Source organism: Variovorax sp. VNK109 (assembly GCF_049445855.1).
Taxonomy (GTDB): Bacteria; Pseudomonadota; Gammaproteobacteria; order Burkholderiales; family Burkholderiaceae_C; genus JAGOCV01.
In genome coordinates this window covers 457,722-476,563 of sequence record NZ_JBMSDV010000001.1, presented here as the reverse complement: position 1 = coordinate 476,563, position 18,842 = coordinate 457,722, and the positions used below count along the sequence as shown (strand labels likewise).

The 18,842-nt window shown below is 65.9% G+C and carries 19 protein-coding genes; 12 read left to right on the top strand and 7 right to left on the bottom strand.

From position 1 onward, the window contains the following. From ACO2Q9_RS02235 to ACO2Q9_RS02220, 4 genes are read left to right on the top strand one after another with little or no spacing between them, the layout of a single operon-like run. The gene (locus ACO2Q9_RS02235) at positions 1–1,086 is read left to right on the top strand and encodes an ABC transporter permease subunit (RefSeq protein WP_423307868.1); all 1,086 of its coding nucleotides are present in this window, start codon (positions 1–3) and stop codon (positions 1,084–1,086) included. Continuing rightward, complete coding sequence (locus tag ACO2Q9_RS02230) at positions 1,073–2,116, top strand: amino acid ABC transporter permease (RefSeq protein WP_423307866.1); 1,044 nt, start codon at positions 1,073–1,075, stop codon at positions 2,114–2,116. Before ACO2Q9_RS02235 ends, ACO2Q9_RS02230 begins: the two co-directional genes overlap by 14 nt. 5 nt (positions 2,117–2,121) lie before the next feature. Further along, positions 2,122–2,913: a PhzF family phenazine biosynthesis protein gene (locus ACO2Q9_RS02225; protein ID WP_423307864.1), complete on the top strand. Its 792-nt coding sequence runs from the start codon at positions 2,122–2,124 to the stop codon at positions 2,911–2,913. Between the two features lie 13 nt (positions 2,914–2,926). Next, positions 2,927–3,901 (top strand): ornithine cyclodeaminase family protein, encoded by a 975-nt coding sequence (locus tag ACO2Q9_RS02220; RefSeq protein WP_423307862.1) that lies wholly within the window; start codon positions 2,927–2,929, stop codon positions 3,899–3,901. A gap of 31 nt (positions 3,902–3,932) precedes the next feature. Here the strand turns inward: ACO2Q9_RS02220 and ACO2Q9_RS02215 are convergent, their stop codons facing one another. The 4 genes from ACO2Q9_RS02215 to ACO2Q9_RS02200 all read right to left on the bottom strand — a co-directional run bounded on the left by ACO2Q9_RS02215 (position 3,933) and on the right by ACO2Q9_RS02200 (position 10,084). Next, entirely contained in the window at positions 3,933–5,357 is a 1,425-nt protein-coding gene (locus tag ACO2Q9_RS02215) for an efflux transporter outer membrane subunit (protein ID WP_423307860.1), read from the bottom strand. A gap of 19 nt (positions 5,358–5,376) precedes the next feature. After that, entirely contained in the window at positions 5,377–7,410 is a 2,034-nt protein-coding gene (locus tag ACO2Q9_RS02210; protein WP_423307858.1) for a MacB family efflux pump subunit, read from the bottom strand. 10 nt (positions 7,411–7,420) lie between these two features. After that, positions 7,421–8,635 carry an efflux RND transporter periplasmic adaptor subunit gene (locus ACO2Q9_RS02205; protein WP_423307856.1) on the bottom strand — a complete coding sequence of 405 codons (1,215 nt, stop codon included), beginning with the start codon at positions 8,633–8,635 and terminating at the stop codon, positions 7,421–7,423. A gap of 111 nt (positions 8,636–8,746) precedes the next feature. Beyond that, complete coding sequence (locus ACO2Q9_RS02200) at positions 8,747–10,084, bottom strand: NAD(P)/FAD-dependent oxidoreductase (RefSeq protein ID WP_423307854.1); 1,338 nt, start codon at positions 10,082–10,084, stop codon at positions 8,747–8,749. Between the two features lie 58 nt (positions 10,085–10,142). On the opposite strand from ACO2Q9_RS02200, the gene ACO2Q9_RS02195 reads away from it, so the two are divergent. The 3 genes from ACO2Q9_RS02195 to ACO2Q9_RS02185 all read left to right on the top strand — a co-directional run bounded on the left by ACO2Q9_RS02195 (position 10,143) and on the right by ACO2Q9_RS02185 (position 12,194). Continuing rightward, positions 10,143–11,165, top strand: a complete 1,023-nt coding sequence (locus ACO2Q9_RS02195; RefSeq protein ID WP_423307852.1) for an LLM class flavin-dependent oxidoreductase — start codon at positions 10,143–10,145, stop codon at positions 11,163–11,165. Between the two features lie 120 nt (positions 11,166–11,285). After that, the gene (locus ACO2Q9_RS02190) at positions 11,286–11,507 is read left to right on the top strand and encodes a hypothetical protein (protein WP_423307850.1); all 222 of its coding nucleotides are present in this window, start codon (positions 11,286–11,288) and stop codon (positions 11,505–11,507) included. 18 nt (positions 11,508–11,525) lie between these two features. Continuing rightward, entirely contained in the window at positions 11,526–12,194 is a 669-nt protein-coding gene (locus ACO2Q9_RS02185; RefSeq protein ID WP_423307849.1) for a glycine zipper 2TM domain-containing protein, read from the top strand. A 19-nt stretch (positions 12,195–12,213) separates the two neighbouring features. On the opposite strand, the gene ACO2Q9_RS02180 is transcribed toward ACO2Q9_RS02185, so the two are convergent. Beyond that, positions 12,214–13,239, bottom strand: a complete 1,026-nt coding sequence (locus ACO2Q9_RS02180; protein ID WP_423307848.1) for an NADP-dependent oxidoreductase — start codon at positions 13,237–13,239, stop codon at positions 12,214–12,216. Positions 13,240–13,349: 110 nt separating this feature from the next. Here ACO2Q9_RS02180 and egtB point away from each other — a divergent pair, with 110 nt between their 5' ends. The 5 genes from egtB to ACO2Q9_RS02155 all read left to right on the top strand — a co-directional run bounded on the left by egtB (position 13,350) and on the right by ACO2Q9_RS02155 (position 17,310). Further along, positions 13,350–14,645, top strand: a complete 1,296-nt coding sequence (gene egtB, locus ACO2Q9_RS02175) for an ergothioneine biosynthesis protein EgtB (protein ID WP_423307846.1) — start codon at positions 13,350–13,352, stop codon at positions 14,643–14,645. An 82-nt stretch (positions 14,646–14,727) separates the two neighbouring features. Next, a complete protein-coding gene (gene egtD, locus ACO2Q9_RS02170) occupies positions 14,728–15,723 on the top strand; it encodes an L-histidine N(alpha)-methyltransferase (RefSeq protein WP_423309894.1) in 996 nt (331 codons plus the stop codon). A 39-nt stretch (positions 15,724–15,762) separates the two neighbouring features. Continuing rightward, positions 15,763–16,041, top strand: coding sequence for a DUF427 domain-containing protein (locus ACO2Q9_RS02165; RefSeq protein WP_423307844.1), 279 nt, complete (start codon positions 15,763–15,765; stop codon positions 16,039–16,041). Positions 16,042–16,052: 11 nt separating this feature from the next. Next, complete coding sequence (locus ACO2Q9_RS02160; protein WP_423307842.1) at positions 16,053–16,832, top strand: 2OG-Fe dioxygenase family protein; 780 nt, start codon at positions 16,053–16,055, stop codon at positions 16,830–16,832. Between the two features lie 40 nt (positions 16,833–16,872). Continuing rightward, positions 16,873–17,310: a universal stress protein gene (locus ACO2Q9_RS02155; protein WP_423307840.1), complete on the top strand. Its 438-nt coding sequence runs from the start codon at positions 16,873–16,875 to the stop codon at positions 17,308–17,310. Positions 17,311–17,325: 15 nt separating this feature from the next. On the opposite strand, the gene ACO2Q9_RS02150 is transcribed toward ACO2Q9_RS02155, so the two are convergent. Beyond that, the gene (locus ACO2Q9_RS02150) at positions 17,326–18,087 is read right to left on the bottom strand and encodes an SDR family NAD(P)-dependent oxidoreductase (protein WP_423307838.1); all 762 of its coding nucleotides are present in this window, start codon (positions 18,085–18,087) and stop codon (positions 17,326–17,328) included. Positions 18,088–18,132: 45 nt separating this feature from the next. Next, on the bottom strand, positions 18,133–18,723 hold the full coding sequence (locus ACO2Q9_RS02145; protein WP_423309892.1) for an intradiol ring-cleavage dioxygenase: 591 nt from the start codon (positions 18,721–18,723) through the stop codon (positions 18,133–18,135). Positions 18,724–18,842: the final 119 nt, after the last annotated feature.

Sequence of the window (18,842 nt, the reverse complement as noted above, 5' to 3'; positions counted from 1 at the left end):
ATGCGCTTGTGGAAGCCGCGCCTCACAACAGGCAGCGCCCTCGTCCTTCTCGTCATTGCTGCCGTTGTGGCTGCCTGGTGGAGTGGGCTCCTCGGATTTCTCGGGAGCCCGACCTCCTGGCAGTTGGGCTTCTCGGTCCTGCCGCAGGAACCCAGTGACAGCTATGGCTGGACGCTCTGGGTCGCCTTGCTGAACACGTTGGTACTCGGTCTTGTTTCGATTGCCACAGCGACGATTCTCGGCGCGGCCATGGCCTTGCTGGTCATCTCGGGTTCGCCGGTCTGGGCCGGGTTTGCGCGTGCATATATCCAGTTGTTCCGGAACATGCCGCTGATCCTGCAGGCCATGTTCTGGTTCTCGGTTGTCACGCATCTTCCGGGCCCGCGCCAGGCGCTGTCTTTCGCGGGCATCGTCGCCAGCAACCGTGGCGTCAGCGTCCCATTCCTCACGCCTGCCGGCATCATTTTCACGGTCTGCCTGATGGGGCTCACGCTGGTAATCGGACGCGCCGGCAAGCGACTTTCCCTGAAGACTCCGCAGCGATGGCGCCTGTCGTTGGCCGCGGCTTCACTCCTGTGCTCGACAGGCGCGTATCTGTGGATGGACGGTCGTGACTTCTTCACAGTCCCTGAGCTCGCGGGCTTCAACTTCAAAGGAGGCATTCACATGCCGACTGAACTCATCGCCGTGCTGATCGCGCTCACGATGTTCGGGTCTGCCTACATCGGTGAAATCATTCGCGGCGGGTTCGCCACAGTACCCAAGGGTGTCATCGAAGCTGCAAGGTCGCTGTCGCTGCCGGGTTGGGTCGTCGAGCTCAAGGTGCGGGCACCACTCGCGATGCGCGCCATCATCCTTCCGCTGGGCAGTCAGTACACCGTGTTGCTGAAGGCGACATCGATCGGGCTGGCCGTCGGCTTTACAGACATCTTTGCCGTGACGCTGATGTCGATCAACCAGTCAGGCTACACGGTCAGCCTGCTTTGCTTCATGACTGCATGTTTCGTGCTCCTGAACCAGGCATTGGTTTCTGCGGCCAACACGCTGAACAAACTTGTCGAGATTCCCGGTCATGGCACCCATTGAATCGCGCGCAATGACTGCGCTCGGAAAACACTTGCGGATTGGCACCGTTGCTGCGGTGATGCTGCTGGCGTGGGTGGCGTGGAATCTCATCCAGTGGGGTGTCGTGAACGCATCGTGGTCCGTCACTTCGGCTTCCCAATGCAATCCGGACGGCGCATGCTGGGCTGTGATCCGCGCCAGATATCACCTGCTGTTCTTCGGGCTCTATCCGATCGAAGAGCAATGGCGAGCTGCGCTGGCATGCGTTGCAGCGCTGGGGGCCATCGGCCTCACTGCATGGCCGCGTCTGTGGCACATGCGAACCGTCGGCTTGTTGTTCCTGTGTACCGCTGGCCTGATCTACGCTCTGCTGCGAGGCGGCGTACCGAGTGTCATGCCCTACGTGCCCACCGACAAATGGGGTGGGTTCGCCTTGACGATCTTCCTCTATGTGTTTGGTGTCGTGCTGGGCTTTCCGATCGGCGTCGCTCTCGCGCTGCTGCGCCGACATCGCAGCCGGGCGGTGTCCGGTGTCACTGCTTTCGTCGTCGATACGATGAGGACCTTGCCCATGGTGATGGTGCTCTTCACCGTCGGCGTGCTGGTCCCGATGGTGGCGCCCGAGTGGCTCACCGGTGACAAGCTCTGGCGGGTCACGCTGGCCTTCGCGTTTGTCTATGGCTGCTATCAGTCTGAAATCGTCAGGGCTGGGCTGCAGTCCATACCGAGAACGCAGGAAGATGCCGCAAAAGCTCTGGCCCTTTCCCCTTACCTTCGCCTGAGGCTCGTCCTGTTGCCACAGGGGTTGACGAACGGATTGCCCGCCACGGTGAACCTGCTGGTCGCGACGTTCAAGGAAACTTCCATCGTCGCCATCATCGGGTTCTTCGATTTCACGGCAGCGTCACAGGCCGCCTACGGCAATGCCGACTGGACCAATGCCTATCTCGAGGTCTACCTAGTCGTTGCGATGTGCTATTTCACGTGCGCCAGCGCGGTTGGCTGGCTCGGCCATCGGGTCGAGAAGAACCTACGTCAATCCCGGGGATGAAGAAAATGAAACTCGACTATCTGCACGTCTCCGCTTTCACCGGCATTCCTGGGCAGGGCAACCCGGCTGGTGTCGTCTGGCTCGACGAGTGGCCTTCCGACGAGACGCTCTCGACAATCGCGAAAACCATCGCCTTGCCTATCACAGCGTGCATTGTCCAGGTACAAGACCGCCTCGAACTCCGCTGGCTCTCGCGGACGGGCCTTTTCGTGCAGTCCATGTGCGGTCATGGAACGCTCGCTGCATCTTTCGCGGTGTCCGAGCGCAATTCGCAGTTGCCGGAGTTCACCTTTGACACGCCGGGTGGTGCGGTACGCGTGGAGAAGCGCGGAGACATGTTCTATCTCGCTTTGCCGCGGTGGGATTCGCACATCGTCGCTTCCCAGCCCTTGCTGAATGAAGCGCTTCGCGCAGTACCTGCGGAGTTGCGTGATGCCGGACGCGATCTACTCGCCGTTTTCGACGACGAACAGCAAGTGCGGCAACTCGAACCCGATATGGCCAAGCTCCTCAAGCTGGGCCGTCGCGGCTTCATCGCAACGTCCCCGGGTGAAAGTTTCGACTGCGTCTCACGATTCTTCTGTCCTTCGTTCGGACTGGGTGTCGATGAAGATCCGGTGACCGGGTCTGCGCATTGCGCCATCGCTCCGTACTGGTCACAGCGCCTGAACAAAACGACCTTGACTGCACATCAGGCATCTCCCGCGGGCGGTGATCTGACGTGCGAAGTGACTGACACGTCGGTGATCATTGGTTCGCAAGCCAGTCTTTTGCGTGTATCGGTCGTCACCTTCTAACTTGAGTATCCGGATGCTTGTAATCGACAAAACTGCAACGCAAGAAGCCTTGGAATTCCCGATCCTGATCGAGTCCCTCAAGACCATGTTCATCCGTGGCTGCGTGGTACCACCACGTCATGTCCATGAAATTCAAGCGGAGCCCAAAGGCACGGCCCTAATTATGCCTGCCTGGACGGAGGACTACTTCGGCATCAAGACCGTCAACATATTTCCACAGAACAGTTCACGCGGTTTGCCGGGTTTGTTTTCTGCCTACACATTGTTCAGTGCGCGTACGGGAGAGTTGCTGGCGCAAATGGATGGAAACGTGGTGACATCGCGGCGAACCGCCGCGGCGTCAGCGCTTGCAGCGTCCTATGTCGCTCTCAGGCAGTCGAAGAAGCTGTTGGTTGTAGGAGCGGGTCGTGTCGGAACTCTGCTCCCTTCTGCATATCGCGCTGTGCTGGATATACAAGAGGTGCTTGTGTGGGATCGCAACCAGGCGGCTGCGAAGAATCTGGTTGAGGAATTGAACGATGGCGGGCTTCGCGCGCACTCGTCCCCGGACCTCGAATCGCTGGTGGGAATGGCCGATGTCGTCAGCTGCGCGACCCTTGCCACACGACCTGTGGTTAAAGGAAAGTGGCTGGCCCTCGATGCTCATCTGGATCTGATCGGTAGTTTCACTCCCGAGATGAGAGAAGCGGACGACGACGCTTTCGTCGGAGCGGAGATTTTTGTTGACACCGCTGAGGCACTTGAAAAAAGTGGAGAGCTTCTGCGACCGATTGCCAACGGTGTCTTTTCACCCAAAGATGTCGCGGGAACCCTGGCTGAACTCTGCCGCGGATCTGTCCTCGCGCGCCAGGGCGTGAACAGAAGAACGGTCTTCAAATCGGTCGGCACTGCCCTGGAGGATCTGGCGGCCGCCATCCAGGTTTACGAGTACTGGAAGTCCAAGAGTGAGCATTGTGATGCCCGGTGCGCCACCGTTGCTGCTGCATGAAAGACTTTTGATCGATTTGTAGTGACGAGACTTACAGGGCCCCGCCGCCGAGCGCCTTGTACAGCGTCGCCAGCGCGTTGTACTGGCTCAGCCGGTTCTCACTGAGCGCGAGTTCGGCGGCGCGACGGCTTTCCTGTGCATCGAGCCAGGTGCGCAGCGGAGCGGCACCGGCGCGGTAGCGCACTTCATACAGGCGTTCCACCTCGCGCGCGGCTTCGAGCCGCTGCGTGAGCAGTGCGCCCTGTTCGGCGAGTTGCTTGCGTGAGGACAGCGCGTTCTCCACGTCTGCAAACGCCTGGTAGAGCGTCTGGCGGAACGTGACGACGGCTTCCTCGTACTGCGCCTGCGACAACTGGTTCGACAGCTTCATCTCGGTCTGCCGCAGGAAGGGCAGGGCCAGGCCCGCGCCGAGCGTGGCCACAGGGTTGCTCAACAGATTCAGCAGCGAAGAACTCGATGTGCCCAGGCTGCCGGTGAGCGTGAGGCTGGGGTAGTAACTCGCGCGCGTGGCGTCGCCACTCGCGAGGGTGGTGCGCAGGCGCAGTTCGGCGGCGCGCAGGTCGGGGCGGCGGCCGAGCAGGTCGGCGGGCAGACCGGCGGCGACTTCGGGCAAGGGTTGCGTGTCCAACTGCTGCGGCTCGGCCTTCAGCGTGCCTTGCAATGTGAGCTGGATGGGCGGCGCGTCGAGCAGGATGGCGAGCGCGTTGCGCGTTTCCACGCGCTGCTGCTGCAACTGGCTCAGCGTGGACTGCTGCGTGGTCACGGTCTGCTGAGCTTCGCGCACTTCGAGCGAAGAGACGGCACCCGCGCGGTACTGGGCCTGCACGAGTTCGAGCGTCTGTCGTGCGTAAGCCAGGCTTTGCTCGCCACCCGCGTAGCGTTCGTTCAGGTAGGCCAGTTGCCAGTAGAGGCCGGCCGTGCTGGCCACCAGCGCTTGCGCGGTGCTCTCTCGGTCCTGCGCGCTGGCGCGGGCTTCCCATTCGGCAGCGTTGCGCGAACTGGCGAGCTTGCCCCACAGGTCGACCTCGTAACTGACAGATGCGCTCAGGCCGCTGCCGCGTGAACTGGGCGCATTGCTGCTGTCCAGGCTGCGCGACGCGCTGCTGCTCGCGCTGGCCGACACGGTGGGGCTGAGCGCCGTGCCTGTCAGTCCCGCCTGCAGTTGTGCCTGGCGCACGCGCGATGTGGCGGCGGCAAGGTCGTTGTTGCGGGCGAGCGCAGTGTCGACCAGCAGTGTGAGCGCCGGGTCGTTGAACTGCTGCCACCAGCGGTCGATGCTGGCAGCGTCGCCGTTGGCCGTGCGGGCTTGTTCCCATTGGGCGGGCGTCTGCACGGCGGGTTGGGTGTAAGGCGTTTGCAGCGTGGTGCAGCCGGCCATCACCAGCGCCATGGCAAGCGCGCCCAGGCGCAGGCCGATGGCAGATCGCGGGGAAGACGAAGGCGTCTGGCGTGTCATGTCGTGGTTCTCCTTGGCATCAGTCGCGGGCCAGTGCATCGACCGGGTTGAGCTGCGCAGCACTGCGCGCCGGCAGGAAGCCGAACACCACGCCGATCAGCGTCGAGCAGGCGAAGGCCGCGACCATGGACGTGGTCGAGAAGGAAAGCGGGAAGTCGCTGGAGAGATGCGAGAACACCGCGCCGAAGGCGAGCGCGATGGCAATCCCCAGCGCGCCGCCGATCAGGCAGACCAGCACGGCCTCGATGAGGAACTGTTGCTGGATGTCGCCCTGCCGCGCACCCACGGCCATGCGCACGCCGATCTCGCGGGTTCGCTCGGTCACGCTGACCAGCATGATGTTCATCACGCCGATGCCGCCGACCACGAGCGAGATCACGGCGATGGACGCGATCAGCAGCGTCATCGTCTGCGTGGTGCTTTCGATGGTCTGGCGGATGCTGTCGGTGTTGAGCACGTAGAAGTCCTCGCGGCCGTGGCGCATCTTCAGCAACTGGTTGATGCCCTGTTCGGCGGCGGCCATCGGCGCGTCGTCGGCCACGCGCACGGTGATGCTGCGCAGGTAGTTCTGGCCGATGATGCGGCCCATGGCCGTGGTGTAGGGCACCCACACGTTGAGCGCTTCCGTGTTGCCGAAGCCGCCCTCGGATTTCGCGGCCACGCCGACGATGCGCACCGGAACGCTGCCCAGCAGGATCACCTCGCCCACCGGGTTCGGTGTGTTGGGGAACAGTTTGGTGAGCGTGTTGTTGTCGATCACCGCGACCTGCATGCGCTCCTGCACGGCGTTCCTGCCGAATGCGACGCCCTGCGCGAGCTTCACGCCCTTCACGCGGAAGTACTGCTCGCCCACGCCGTTCACCGTGCCCGTGAGTTCGACATTGCGGTAGCGCAGGCGTGCCGAGGTGTTGAGGTTGGGCGTCACGCTGTCCACGTAACTCTGCGCGGCCAGCGCGTCCGCGTCGCCGGGGAGCAGCGTGCGCACGGCGGACGAACGCACGTCGCCGAAGCCCGAGCCCGAGAACACTTCGATGGTGTTGGTGCCGATGGCACTGATGTTCTGCAGCACCTTCTGCTGCGAGCCGGCACCCAGCGCGACCACCGACACCACTGACGCGATGCCGATGATGATGCCCAGCATGGTGAGGAAGGTGCGCAGGCGATGCGCATTCATCGCGAGCAGGGCCATGCGGAACGCTTCGCGGAAGCGGTCGGCAAAGGCGGAGACGCGGCCTGCGCGGGCGGACCGGTGGGCGTGGGCGGAAGAGGGCGTTGCAACGCGGGTCTGAAGCGCGTCGACAGCTGTATCCGGTGCTGCATCAGGTGCTGGCGTTTCGCGCCGTGGTTCGCGCCGCGTGTCGCCCACGATCTCGCCGTCGCGGATCTCGATCACGCGCTCGGCGTGCTCGGCCACGCCCATGTCGTGCGTGACGATGATGATGGTGTGGCCTTCGGCGTGAAGCTCCTTGAGGATCTTCATCACCTCCGCGCCGGAATGCGTGTCCAGTGCGCCGGTCGGCTCGTCGGCCAGGATGACTTCGCCGCCGTTCATCAGCGCGCGGGCAATCGACACACGCTGCTGCTGGCCGCCCGACAGCTTGCCTGGTGTGTGCCCGGTGCGATCGTGCAGGCCCAGCCTTTGCAACAGTTCGAGCGAACGCGCCGAGCGCGCGTCGCGCGACGTGCCTGCGTACACGGCTGGCACTTCCACATTGCCCTGCGCGGTCAGGTCCGACAGCAGGTGGTAGCGCTGGAAGATGAAGCCGAAGTGCTCGCGGCGCAGTTCCGCCAGTTCGTCGGGCTGCAACTGGCCTGTCTCGCGGCCCGCGACGCGGTAGCTGCCGCGCGTAGGTTTGTCCAGGCAGCCGAGGATGTTCATCAGCGTGGACTTGCCGGAGCCCGACTGGCCCACGATGGCAACCATCTCGCCCGCGTCGATGCGGAGGTCGATGTCCTTGAGGACCGCGAGCACCTGATCGCCCGCCGGGAATTCACGGGTGAGGTTGCGCAGTTCCAGCAGTGCCGGGCTGCCGTCGTTCGGGGTGCGGTTCATGACGCGCCCCTCACAGCCGCATCGGCGGGCGGCGCATCTGCTGGCCGCTGGCCGACGGTGCCGCGCTGCCGTCACCCAGCACGACCTTGTCGCCTTCGGCCAGGCCTTTGGTGATCTGCGCGTTGACGTTGTTGTTGATACCCACCTTCACCTTGCGGGGCGTGGCATTGCCCTCGGCATCCACCACGCGCACGGTGTAGCTGCCGTCGTTGCTGCGCGCACCCAGCGCCGCAGCGGGGATGGTGATGGCGTCGCGTGCTTCGGCACGCACGATGTACACCTGCGCCGTCATCGAGATGCGCAGTTTGCCGTCCGGATTCGGCGCATCGAACAGGCCGTTGTAGTAGATGGCCGTCGCACTGGACGAACTGCTGCTCGACGAACTGGAAGACGAAGAAGAAGTTTCGGTCGCGATCGAATCCGGCGCAGGCTCCACCGAGCGCAGCGTCGCGCTCTGGCGCTGGTCGGGCTCGCCGAGGATGGTGAAGTACACCCGCTGGCCCGGCTTCACGCGCGTCACGTCGGCTTCGGAAATCTGCGCCTTGATGGTCATCGTGTCCACCTTGGCAAGCTTGAGGATGGTCGGCGTGGACTGGTTGGCGTTCACCGTCTGGCCTTCCTGCACGATGAGCGCGACCACCTGGCCGTCCATGGGCGCGACGATGCGCGTGTAGCCCAGGTTCACCTTCGCGGTTTCCGCAGAAATGGATGACTGCTGCACCTGCGCCTTGAGTGCTTCCACATCGGCGAGTGCCGTGCGCCAGGTGGACTCGGCGGCCTCCAGGTCGGCCTGCGAGCCTGCATCGGCCTTGCGCAATTCCTGCTGGCGCTTGTAGGCGAGTTCCAGCTGCGCGAGCGATGCCTGCTTGGCCCGCAGGTTGGCCTGCGAGGTGGCTAGCGCCGCTTCGGAGGTGCGCACATTGTTCTGCTGCGTGACCGAATCGATCTCGGCCAGCAACTGCCCCTGCTTCACGTTGTCGCCGAGCGCGACCTTCAGCGACTTGATCTGTCCCGACACCTGCGCGCCCACGCTGACCTGCTTGAAGGCCTGCAGCGTGCCGCTGGCCAGCACCGTGTCCTCTATGTTGCCGCGCGCGGCGGTCGCGGTGATGAAGTTGCGAGGCGGCGTGGACGGGAAGAACTGCCACTTGATGAAGGCAACGGCAGCCAGGAGAAGCACCACGCCGGCGGCGGACCGGATGAGCAGGGTTTTGTTTTTCATCATGAAACCAGTCTGCCCGAGGGCATCGCCATGGCGATGACGGGCTCGCAAGGAACGGTAAAGAGACGGTAAAAGTAGGCTGCTTTTCGCAACCGGTCTGCGCAGCCGCGTGAATCAGGACGCGTCGGACCGCGCCACGACGCGCGCCTGCCGGTGAAAGGTCCAGTAGGCCCAGGCCCAGTCGATCAGCACCACCAGCCGGTTGCGGAACCCGATCAGGAAGTACACGTGCGCGAACAGCCAGAACAGCCACGCGAAGTAGCCCGAGAATCGCACGGGGCCAGCGGGCGTGGTCAGGTCCACCACGGCAGAGTTGCGGCCGATGGTCGCGAGGTTGCCGTAGTCCTGGTAGACAAAGGCGCGGGTCGGCTGGCCGGCCAGCCGGCGCAGGATGTTCGCCGCCGCCGTGCGGCCCATCTGCTTGGCACCGGGCGACACACCGGGCACCGGCGTCGGCTCCTTGCCGGGCGCATGGCTCTTCGCGGCGGCCAGGTCACCGATCACGCTGATGTCCGGATGGCCCGCAAGGCTGAGGTCCGGCTCGACGGGCACGCGGCCCGCGCGGTCGGTCTGCAGGCCCACCGCGCCTGCGAGCTGGCGGCCCAGCGGCGATGCCGCCACGCCGGCCGCCCACACCACGCAGCCGCTGTCGATGCGATAGGGCTCGATGCCTTCGCCGCCGACTTCGAGGCCGCGCGCGTCGATGCGGGTCACGCGAGCGCCGGTGCGCACGTCGACACCCAGGCGTGTGAGCTGCTCTTGCGCGCGCGTGCTCAGTTCGGGTGGCATGGCCTGCAGCACGCGCGTCCCGCCTTCCACCAGCAGCACGCGGGCGCTGGCCGGGTCGATGCGCCGGAACTCGCCGGGCAAGGTGTGGCGCGCGATCTCTGCCATGGTGCCTGCCATTTCCACACCGGTCGGCCCGCCACCGATGACGACGAAGGTCAGCAGCGCCTCGCGCTTGGCGGGGTCGGTCTCGCGCTCGGCGGCTTCAAAAGCCATGAGCACGCGCCGGCGGATCTCGAATGCATCGTCCAGCGTCTTGAGGCCCGGGGCATGCCGTGCCCAGTCGTCGTTGCCGAAGTAGCTGTGCGTGGCACCCGCCGCCACGATGAGGTGGTCCCACGCGATGGCGTGTCCGCTGGCCATGGTGAGCGTGCGGCTCGCCGGGTCGATGTGCTTCACCTCGTCGAGCAGGGTGGTCACGTTGCGTTGCTCACGGAACAGGTTGCGGATCGGTGCGGCAATCGACGGCGCAGACAGTCCGGCGGTTGCCACCTGGTAGAGCAGCGGCTGGAAGAGGTGGTGGTTGGTGCGGTCGACGAGGGTGATGTCCACGTCGGCGCGGCGTAGCGCGCGGGCCGCTTCGAGGCCGCCGAAGCCGCAGCCGATGATGACGATACGGGGACGGGATGAAGCGCGCAGGGCGCCGGGGGCGGGGCCGTTGGTCATGTGGGGATTATGCGCACACGGCCAGCGCGCCCGCTGCGCTTGTGCCAAGCTCCCGGCCATGACGACAACAACACGCAAGCTGAGGCTGTCGGTCCTCGACCAGTCCGTCTCGGGGGTGGGACGCGCGCAGGACGAAGCCATCCGCAACACGGTGAGCATGGCCGAACATTGCGAGGCGCTGGGCTATCACCGCTTCTGGGTCAGCGAGCATCACGCGCTGTCCACCATCGTCGGCACGGCGCCGGAAATCCTCATGGCGGCGATCGCCGCGCGCACGAAGCGCATCCGCATCGGCAGTGCAGGCGTCATGCTGCCGCACTACGCGCCGTTCAAGGTGGCCGAGCAGTTCCGCGTGCTGGATGCACTGGCGCCGGGCCGAATCGACATGGGCGTGGGCCGCGCACCGGGCAGCGACGGGCGCACCGCCATGCTGCTCAACCGGGACCGCAACGCCTCCGACGCTTTCCCCCAGCAGGTGCTGGAGCTGCAGGCCTGGGCCTGCGGCGAGGGCGTGCCGCAGGGACATCCGGGATACGGAATTGCCGCGCTGCCGCAGAGCGCGACCGCGCCGACCTTGTGGATGCTGGGCAGCTCGGCCTACGGCGCGCAACTGGCGGCGCACTACGGGCTGCCGTATGCGTTCGCCTACTTCATCACGGACGGGCAGGGCGCGCAGCAATCCCTGGAGCTGTACCGCCAGAACTTCCGTCCGAATGCCGCAGGCAGCTCGAAGCCGGAAGCGACCGTCTGCGTCTGGGCGCTGGCGGCGGACACGGAAGAGGAGGCCTGGCACCTGTTCCGCAGCCGCGAGCGCACGCGTGTGGACCGGTTGACAGGTCGCTTCGGTCCCTTGCTGCCGCCCGAAGAGGCGACGCGCGAATGGAACTCCGCCGAGCAGCCGCACGTGGATGCGCTGCGACGCGATGCCATGGTGGGCACGGCGGCGCAGGTGGGCGCGAAGCTGCGGGCGCTGGCCGAAGAGCTGGAAGTGGACGAAATCGTCGTCATCACCTGGACCTGGGACCCTGCAGCGCAGCGGCGGTCGTTCGAGTTGCTGGCGGAAGAATTCGCGCTAGGCTGAGTTCCCGATACACCACGGTCGGACGGCTCCTACAACCAGTTCGAGCGCCGTCCTGCATCTGCTTCCGAAGCGTGGCGTTACAAATGTCCCATCCCGTTTTCAGACGGCAAGGACGACGACATGCAGACTACCGAACACGATTTCGAGCGGCTGTACCAGCAGGCCTACTATCGCCACTCGGGCTTTGGACCGCAGCGTGCTGACAAGTCCCCGGACCCGAGCGACGAAGCCGTCGAGCGCGGTCGTGCCGTCTGGTTGCAGCACGCGCAGCAACTGGCGTTCGCAGGCGTCGCGGTCGTGATGTTCGTGGTGCCGGCTGTGGCCGCTGCTCTCGTGGTCTGACAACGAAGGATCCTCCTCATGAATACGACGAACCAGCCCCATCATCTTTCTCCCGGCGAGCAGGCGATCATGCCGCTGTCCGATCGCCTCCGTCACAGCAAGGCACTGATTCCCGTGCTGGCAGTGCTCGCCCTGACGGTGCTGGCGCTCGCAGCCACGCTCGTGGTCAACAGGACGGAAGCGCGTTCCGGCACACCGGCTGAAATGGCTGCAGCGCAGGGCACCGCCCCGGTGATGTCGCCCGCCGCGCAGGCCACTTCGCAGCAACCCGCCGTGGCCCAGGCGAGCCAGCCTGCGCCCGTGCGCCCGTCATCTTCCAGGCCTGTTGCTTCCACACAGGCGCCTGCGCCGGCCGCCGTGTGTGCTTCGTGCGGCGTCGTCGAATCTGTCGCTGCCGTGAAGCGCGCGCAGCAGCCCAGCGGCGTCGGCGCCGTGGGTGGTGCAGTGGTCGGCGGCCTGCTCGGCAACCAGGTCGGCGGCGGCAATGGCCGCGCAGCGATGACGGTGCTGGGCGCGGTCGGCGGCGGCTATGCCGGCAACGCCATCGAGAAGAACATGAAGACGGTGACGGTCTACCAGGTTCGCGTGCGCATGGACGACGGCAGCACCCGCACGGTGGAGCGCAGCAACCCGGTGAGCACGGGCGCGCGCGTCGTGTTCGATGGCGAAACGATGCGGCTGGCCTGAGGCCGGTCGCCCCGTGAACTCAGTCCGCGACCTTCAGCACCAGCTTGCCGAAGTTCGCGCCACTGAACAGGCGAAGCAAGGCATCGGGAAACGATTGCAGCCCCTCCACCACGTCTTCCCGGCTCTTCATGCGGCCGTCCCTCAGGTAGCCGGCCAGTTCGGCGATCGCTTGCGGGTAGCGGTCGGCATAGTCGAACACCACCATGCCCTCCATGCGCGCGCGGTTCACCAGCAGGCTCATGTAGTTCCTGGGGCCCTGCACGGCCGTCGTGTTGTTGTACTGGCTGATCGCACCGCAGATGACGATGCGCGCCTTCCGGTTGATGCGTGCGAGCACGGCGTCGAGGATGTCGCCGCCCACGTTGTCGAAGTAGATGTCCACGCCCGAGGGGCAGTACTCCTTCAGGCCGGCCCTCACGTCGCCGGCCTTGTAGTCGATGCAGGCGTCGAAGCCGAGCTCCTTCACCACCCAGTCGCACTTGGCCTGGCCGCCGGCGATGCCGACGACGCGCAGGCCCTTGATCTTCGCGAGTTGACCGACGGTCTGGCCGACCGCGCCGGCCGCGCCGGAAACCACCAGCGTTTCTCCGGCCTTGGGCACGCCCACGTCCATCAGGCCGAAGTAACCCGTCATGCCCGGCATGCCGAGCACATTGAGCCACTGCGTGAGCGACCCCGCGCGCAGGTCGATTTTCGCGAGGCCGCTGCGACGCACCTCGGCTGCGGGGATGAGCGCGTATTCCTGCACGCCGAGCGAGGCATACACCGCGTCGCCCACGGCAAACGCCGGATTGCGCGACGCCACCACGCGGCCGACGCCACCCGCACGCATGACTTCGCCGATGCCCACCGGCGGGATGTAGCTCTTGCCTTCGTTCATCCAGCCGCGCATGGCCGGGTCGAGCGAGAGGGCGAGGGTTTGCACCAGCACGCCGCCTTCGTCAGGTTGCGCCACCGGCTCCTGCGAACGCTGCCAGTTCGCCTCCACGGGCAAACCCTGCGGGCGCGAAGCGAGGCGGATCTGGTGATTGGTGAGCGTTGTCATGAAAGTGTCTCCACTGGTTTTGTCAGTTGTGTCAGGCAGGGGCGCATGGTAGCGTGGCAATCCACACCTGCACGTTGCCAACGCGACAGTGGCGCAAGGAGGCGTCGACCATGACCGCATCGCTGCTCGAATCCGATCTGCTGCCACACGGCAGCGCTGCCGCGAGGGCTCCTGCCATCGGCTCGCTGGCTGCCGATCTCGCCGCGCGCCACGTGCGCGTGCGCAGCCACACGCTGGCGCTCGCCGCGCCGCTGTCGGCTGAAGACCAGAACGTGCAGTCCATGCCCGATGCGAGCCCGGTGAAATGGCATCTGGCCCACACCACCTGGTTCTTCGAGGCGGTGGTGCTGCGCCCGCACATGCCGGACTATCGTCCGTACGACACGCGCTTCTTCTACCTTTTCAACTCGTATTACGAATCGCTCGGCCCGCGTCACACCCGCGCGCAACGTGGCCTGCTCACACGGCCTTCGCTGGATGAAGTGCTGGCCTATCGCGCGCATGTCGACGCCGCCGTGCAGAAGCTGCTGCAGGAATGCGAGGCCGATGTGTGGAAGCGTGTGGCGCCGCTCATCACGCTGGGCCTGCATCACGAACAGCAGCACCAGGAACTCATCCTGACCGACCTGCTGCATGCGTTCTCGTGCAACCCGCTGCTGCCCGCTTATGAGCCGATGGAGTCGCCTTCGTTGCGCCTGGCGCAGGCGTGCGAGCCGATCGGATGGCTGCATCACCCCGGCGGCGTGCAGCGCGTGGGCCACGAAGGCGAGGAGTTTGCGTTCGACAACGAGACACCCCGCCATCCGGTATTGCTCCAGCCCTTCCGCATGGCGGACCGGCTGGTCACGTGCGGCGAATACGCGCAGTTCGTCGCCGATGGCGGCTACCGGCGTCCTTCGCTCTGGCTGTCCGACGGCTGGGCGATGGTGCAAGCCCAGAACTGGCAGGCGCCGCTGTACTGGGTGCCTGCGGGAGACCCACGTCTTTCCGGCGTGCCCGCTTCGACGCAATGGCATGTGTTTGGCCTGAACGGTGTCCGTCCGATGGATCCCCTCACGCCGGTGATGCACCTGAGTTTCTACGAGGCCGCCGCCTATGCCGAATGGGCCGGTGCGCGCCTGCCCACCGAGTTCGAGTGGGAAACCGCAAGCCGCATGGAGGGCATGCGCCAGCTCACCGGCCATGCCTGGCAATGGACGCGTTCGTCGTACGACCCGTATCCCGGCTTCAAGCCGCTGGCCGGCGCGGTGGCCGAATACAACGGCAAGTTCATGGTGGGGCAGATGATCTTGCGCGGCGGCAGCCTTGCCACGCCCGAAGGCCATACCCGCACGACGTACCGCAACTTCTTCCCGCCTTCGGCGCGCTGGCAGTTCAGCGGCATCCGGCTCGCGAAAGACGACTAGGCGACATCCTTTTCGACAACACACACCAGCGGCGCTTCCCCGGCGCTTTCACAAAAAAGGACGAAACATGCTCACCAGAACCTTGCTGGAGCCCGACTACACGGCTGCATCCGCCGACGGCGCGCCCAACGACGACGAAAGCCTTGCCCGGGCCGCCTTCATGCACGACATGCGGCAGGCCCTGCGCGCGCGGCAGCGCAGCATCTCGCCCAAGTATTTCTATGACGCGCAGGGCTCGGCACTGTTCGACCGCATCTGCGAATTGCCCGAGTACTACCCCACGCGCACCGAAGTCGCGTTGCTGAAGCAGCACGCCCACGAGATGGCGGCGCGCATGGGTCCGGGTGCCGAGCTCGTGGAGTTCGGCGCAGGCTCGCTGCACAAGGTGCGGCTGCTGCTGGACGCGATGGACGCGCCCGCGCGCTATGTGCCCATCGACATTTCGGGTGAACACCTGCAGGCGTCGGCCGACGTGCTGCGCCACGACTATCCCGGCCTGGATGTCGTGCCCGTGGTGGCGGACTACACGCGTGGCCTGTCGCTGCCGGTTGCAGCACCGTCGAAGCCGGCCGGCCGACGCGTCGGCTTCTTCCCCGGTTCCACCATCGGCAACTTCACACCCGACGAAGCGAGAGCCTTCCTGCGCATGGCGGCCTGCGTGCTGAAGGGGGGTGCACTGTTGCTCGGGGCCGACCTGGTGAAGGACCCGGCCACGCTGCACGCAGCCTACAACGACGCACAGGGCGTCACGGCCGCGTTCAACCTGAACCTGCTGGCACGTGCCAATCGCGAACTCGGTGCCGACTTCGACCTCGCGCAATTCGACCACGGGGCCTTCTACAATTCGCCGCTGCAGCGCATCGAGATGCACCTGGTCAGCCGCCGCCGGCAGCAGGTGCAGCTGGCGGGCGAACGCTTCAGCTTCGAGCAGGGCGAGACGATCCACACCGAAAACTCGCACAAGTTCACCGTGAGCGGCCTGCAGGCCATCGCGCGTGAAGCGGGCTTCACGCCGGGCCCCGTCTGGACCGACCGGGACGAGCGCTTCAGCGTGCACTGGCTCGATGCGCCCGTGTGAACCCAAGGACCTGAACCGGACGATTCCGAAAGAAACATCATGAAAGCAACCTGGAACGGCGCCGTCATCGCCGAGAGCGACGACACGGTGCTGGTGGAAGGCAACCACTACTTCCCCGAGAGCGCGCTCAACCGCGACTACGTGACCTTCAGCAACCACAGCACCACCTGCGCGTGGAAGGGCAAGGCGAGCTACTACTCGCTGCTCGTCAACGGTGAACTCAACACCGACGCCGCCTGGTATTACGCCGACCCCAAACCCGAGGCTGACATGGTGCGTGGCCGTGTGGCCTTCTGGAAGGGCGTGAAAGTCGAGTAACAATCGGGGGCATGCCCGACCTGTTCCCGCCGCCCGTCGTCGCGGCCGCTTCCACTGACGACGAATTGCGCTCGCGCGGCTACGCCGTGCTCGATGCCGCAGGCGTGCGCGCCTGGTCCGGCTGCACAGCCGGGGGCCTGCAGGCGCTGCTGCCGGGCTGGGAAGACCTGCCGCCCGACAACTACCTGAAGGACGGCGGGCGCTATCGCCGCCGCCGCCACTCTTGCTTCGTCGTGGATGGCGACACCGTCACGCGGTCACCGCATCGCGCGCACTGGCAGCCGGTGGAATACAACGCACTGCACGGCGGCATGCAGCGCTGGTTCGAACCGATGAAGGACGCCGACGCGGCCGCGCCCGACTGGCTGCAACTGCTTCGTGCACTCGGCCGCAGCGCATCGGCATTGCGCGGCACGCAGCCGTGGTACGTGGAGGCGCACCAGTTCCGCATCGACACGACGGACGGCATCGGCCGGCCCACGCCCGAAGGCGCGCATCGCGACGGCGTCGACCTGGTGGCCGTGTTCCTGCTGGCGCGGCATCACATCAAGGGCGGCGAGACGCGTGTGTTCGAAGCGGCGGGCCCGAACGGCCAGCGCTTCACGCTCGCCGAGCCATGGTCGCTGCTGTTGCTGGACGACGAACGGGTGATCCACGAATCCACGCCGATCCAGCCGACCGGCGACGACGCGCATCGCGACACGCTGGTGCTGACCTGCCGCGCGGGCGGCTTCCAGGGTTGGACTGAAAAGGATCGCGTCCTACAGCGCCCGGACGCGGCACGCCCGTAAAGTGGCGCTGCAGCGCACACGCTGCGACAAGGAGACCGCCATGTTCAAGCACATCCTCGTTCCGGTCGACGGCTCTTCCACCGCATTGCTCGCCATGGACAAGGCCATCGAACTTGCCAAGGTGTTCGATGGCAAGGTCACCGCGGTTCATGTGATCGACCAATATCCTTTTGCCGGCATCGGCGCGGACTACGCCTACGGCCAGACTGAATACCAGGCGGCGGCCACGGCGAGTGCGAAACAGTCGCTTGCGCAGGCCAGCGGTGTGGCCGAAGCAGCAGGCGTGCCCTGTGCGCAGCGCGTCGTCGAAGGCCATGCGGTGCACGAAGGCGTGCTCGAGGCCGCGGCGGCCGACGACGTGGACCTCATCATCATGGGGTCGCACGGCCGCCACGGCATCGAGAAGTTGCTGCTGGGCAGCGTGACACAGCGCGTGCTCTCGCACACCACCTTGCCCGTGCTCGTGGTACGCGGCTGAAGGCCGCAGCGCGGTCTACGCGTCCCGCACGTCGGCAACCGGGTTCTGGCCGAAATCGGGCCGGGCCAGGAACTTCAGGATGCGCGCGGCCGCATCTTCCGCCGACGTCAGCGAGCCCTGCGTCTTGAGGTTCACGAAATTTGCGCGATCCGGGAACGCATCCGCGTCGGCGCCACGCAGTTGCTCCTGCATATCGGTGTCGATGACGCCGGGCGCGAGCGAGCACACTTTCGCGCCGTTGGGCGTCGCTGCTTCGTCCAGCGCAAGGCATCGCGTGAAGTGGTCCATGCCCGCCTTGGCTGCGCAGTAGGCGGATTGCGACGCCATCGCGCGACGGCCGAGGCCCGAGGAAATGTTGAGCACCCGGCGCGCGGCGGGCCAGTCCTTCGTCGCGTGCAGGAATGCCGCGCTCATGAGCATCGGCGCTTCCAGCCCCACGCGCAGCGCGTTGGCGAGGTCTGCCGCGTCGCTGTCGGCCAGCGGCGCGATCCGCGGAATGACGCCGGCGTTGTTGATGAGCGTGGCGGAGGTGAAGGCCTTCGCGTCCTGCGTGCTCAGCCAGGCCGACAGGCGCGCGGAGGCGGCTTCGCCGAGCGCGAGATCCTGCTCCCACTGCTCGAGCTTCACGTTGGCGGAAGCCGCTTGCGATGCGAGCGTGTTGTTGCTGCGACGCGAAATGCCCAGGATCACATGGCCCGGCTGGACGAGTTGCTGCGCGATGGCCAGGCCCATGCCCCGCGACGCGCCGGTGAGGATGTAGAGGTGTTGGTTGTGCATCGGCGCATGTTAGCGCGGCGATCGGCCGATCACGTGATCACGTGATCACGCGTTCACGACGATGGGCGCGTGTGCGGCGAGGCCGTCCTTGCCCGGTGCGAACGGTACCGTCACCGCCGAACGGCCGGCTTCGCCGAGGTTGCGCCAGACGAAGTCGCGCTCGTTGCCCGGATGCCCGGCGATGTAGATCTGCGTGGTCAGCAGTTCGCGCGTGCCGAGCTTCACTTTCATGTGGATGTGCGGCGTGCGGCCGGAATACGGCACCGGCTGGATGGTCCGGAAGCGGTAACTGCCGTCGGCGGCCACCTGCATCCTGCCGAAGCCCTGGAACGAGGGGCTTGCGCGGTTGCCGTCGCCGGGGTGATGGTAGTGACCGTCCTCGTCGCACTGCCAGATCTCGACCACCGCGCCGCGCACGGGGCGGCCGTCAGTGTCGACCACTTCGCCGCCCAGCCATGCAGGCTTGCCGCCGGTGTAGCGCAGCCTGCCATTGGCCAGCAGGTCGTTGTCGGCATCGCGCGGGAGCTCGACCGGGTAGAACGGGCCTTCGGTCTGGGAAGGCGTGAGGACGCGTTTGCCCGTCTGCGCCCGCACACCGAGCAGCAGGGCGGGCGCGGCCACCAGTGCGACCGTCATCGCGCGTCGGCTGGTGAGCGCGGACGCCGGATCCAGCGGGGCGCGAGCGCGAAAAATGGGGAAGGCGGGCATGGCGGCTCCTCGGGGGCGGCGCGCGGACTGCACGCCATTCGCGGTCT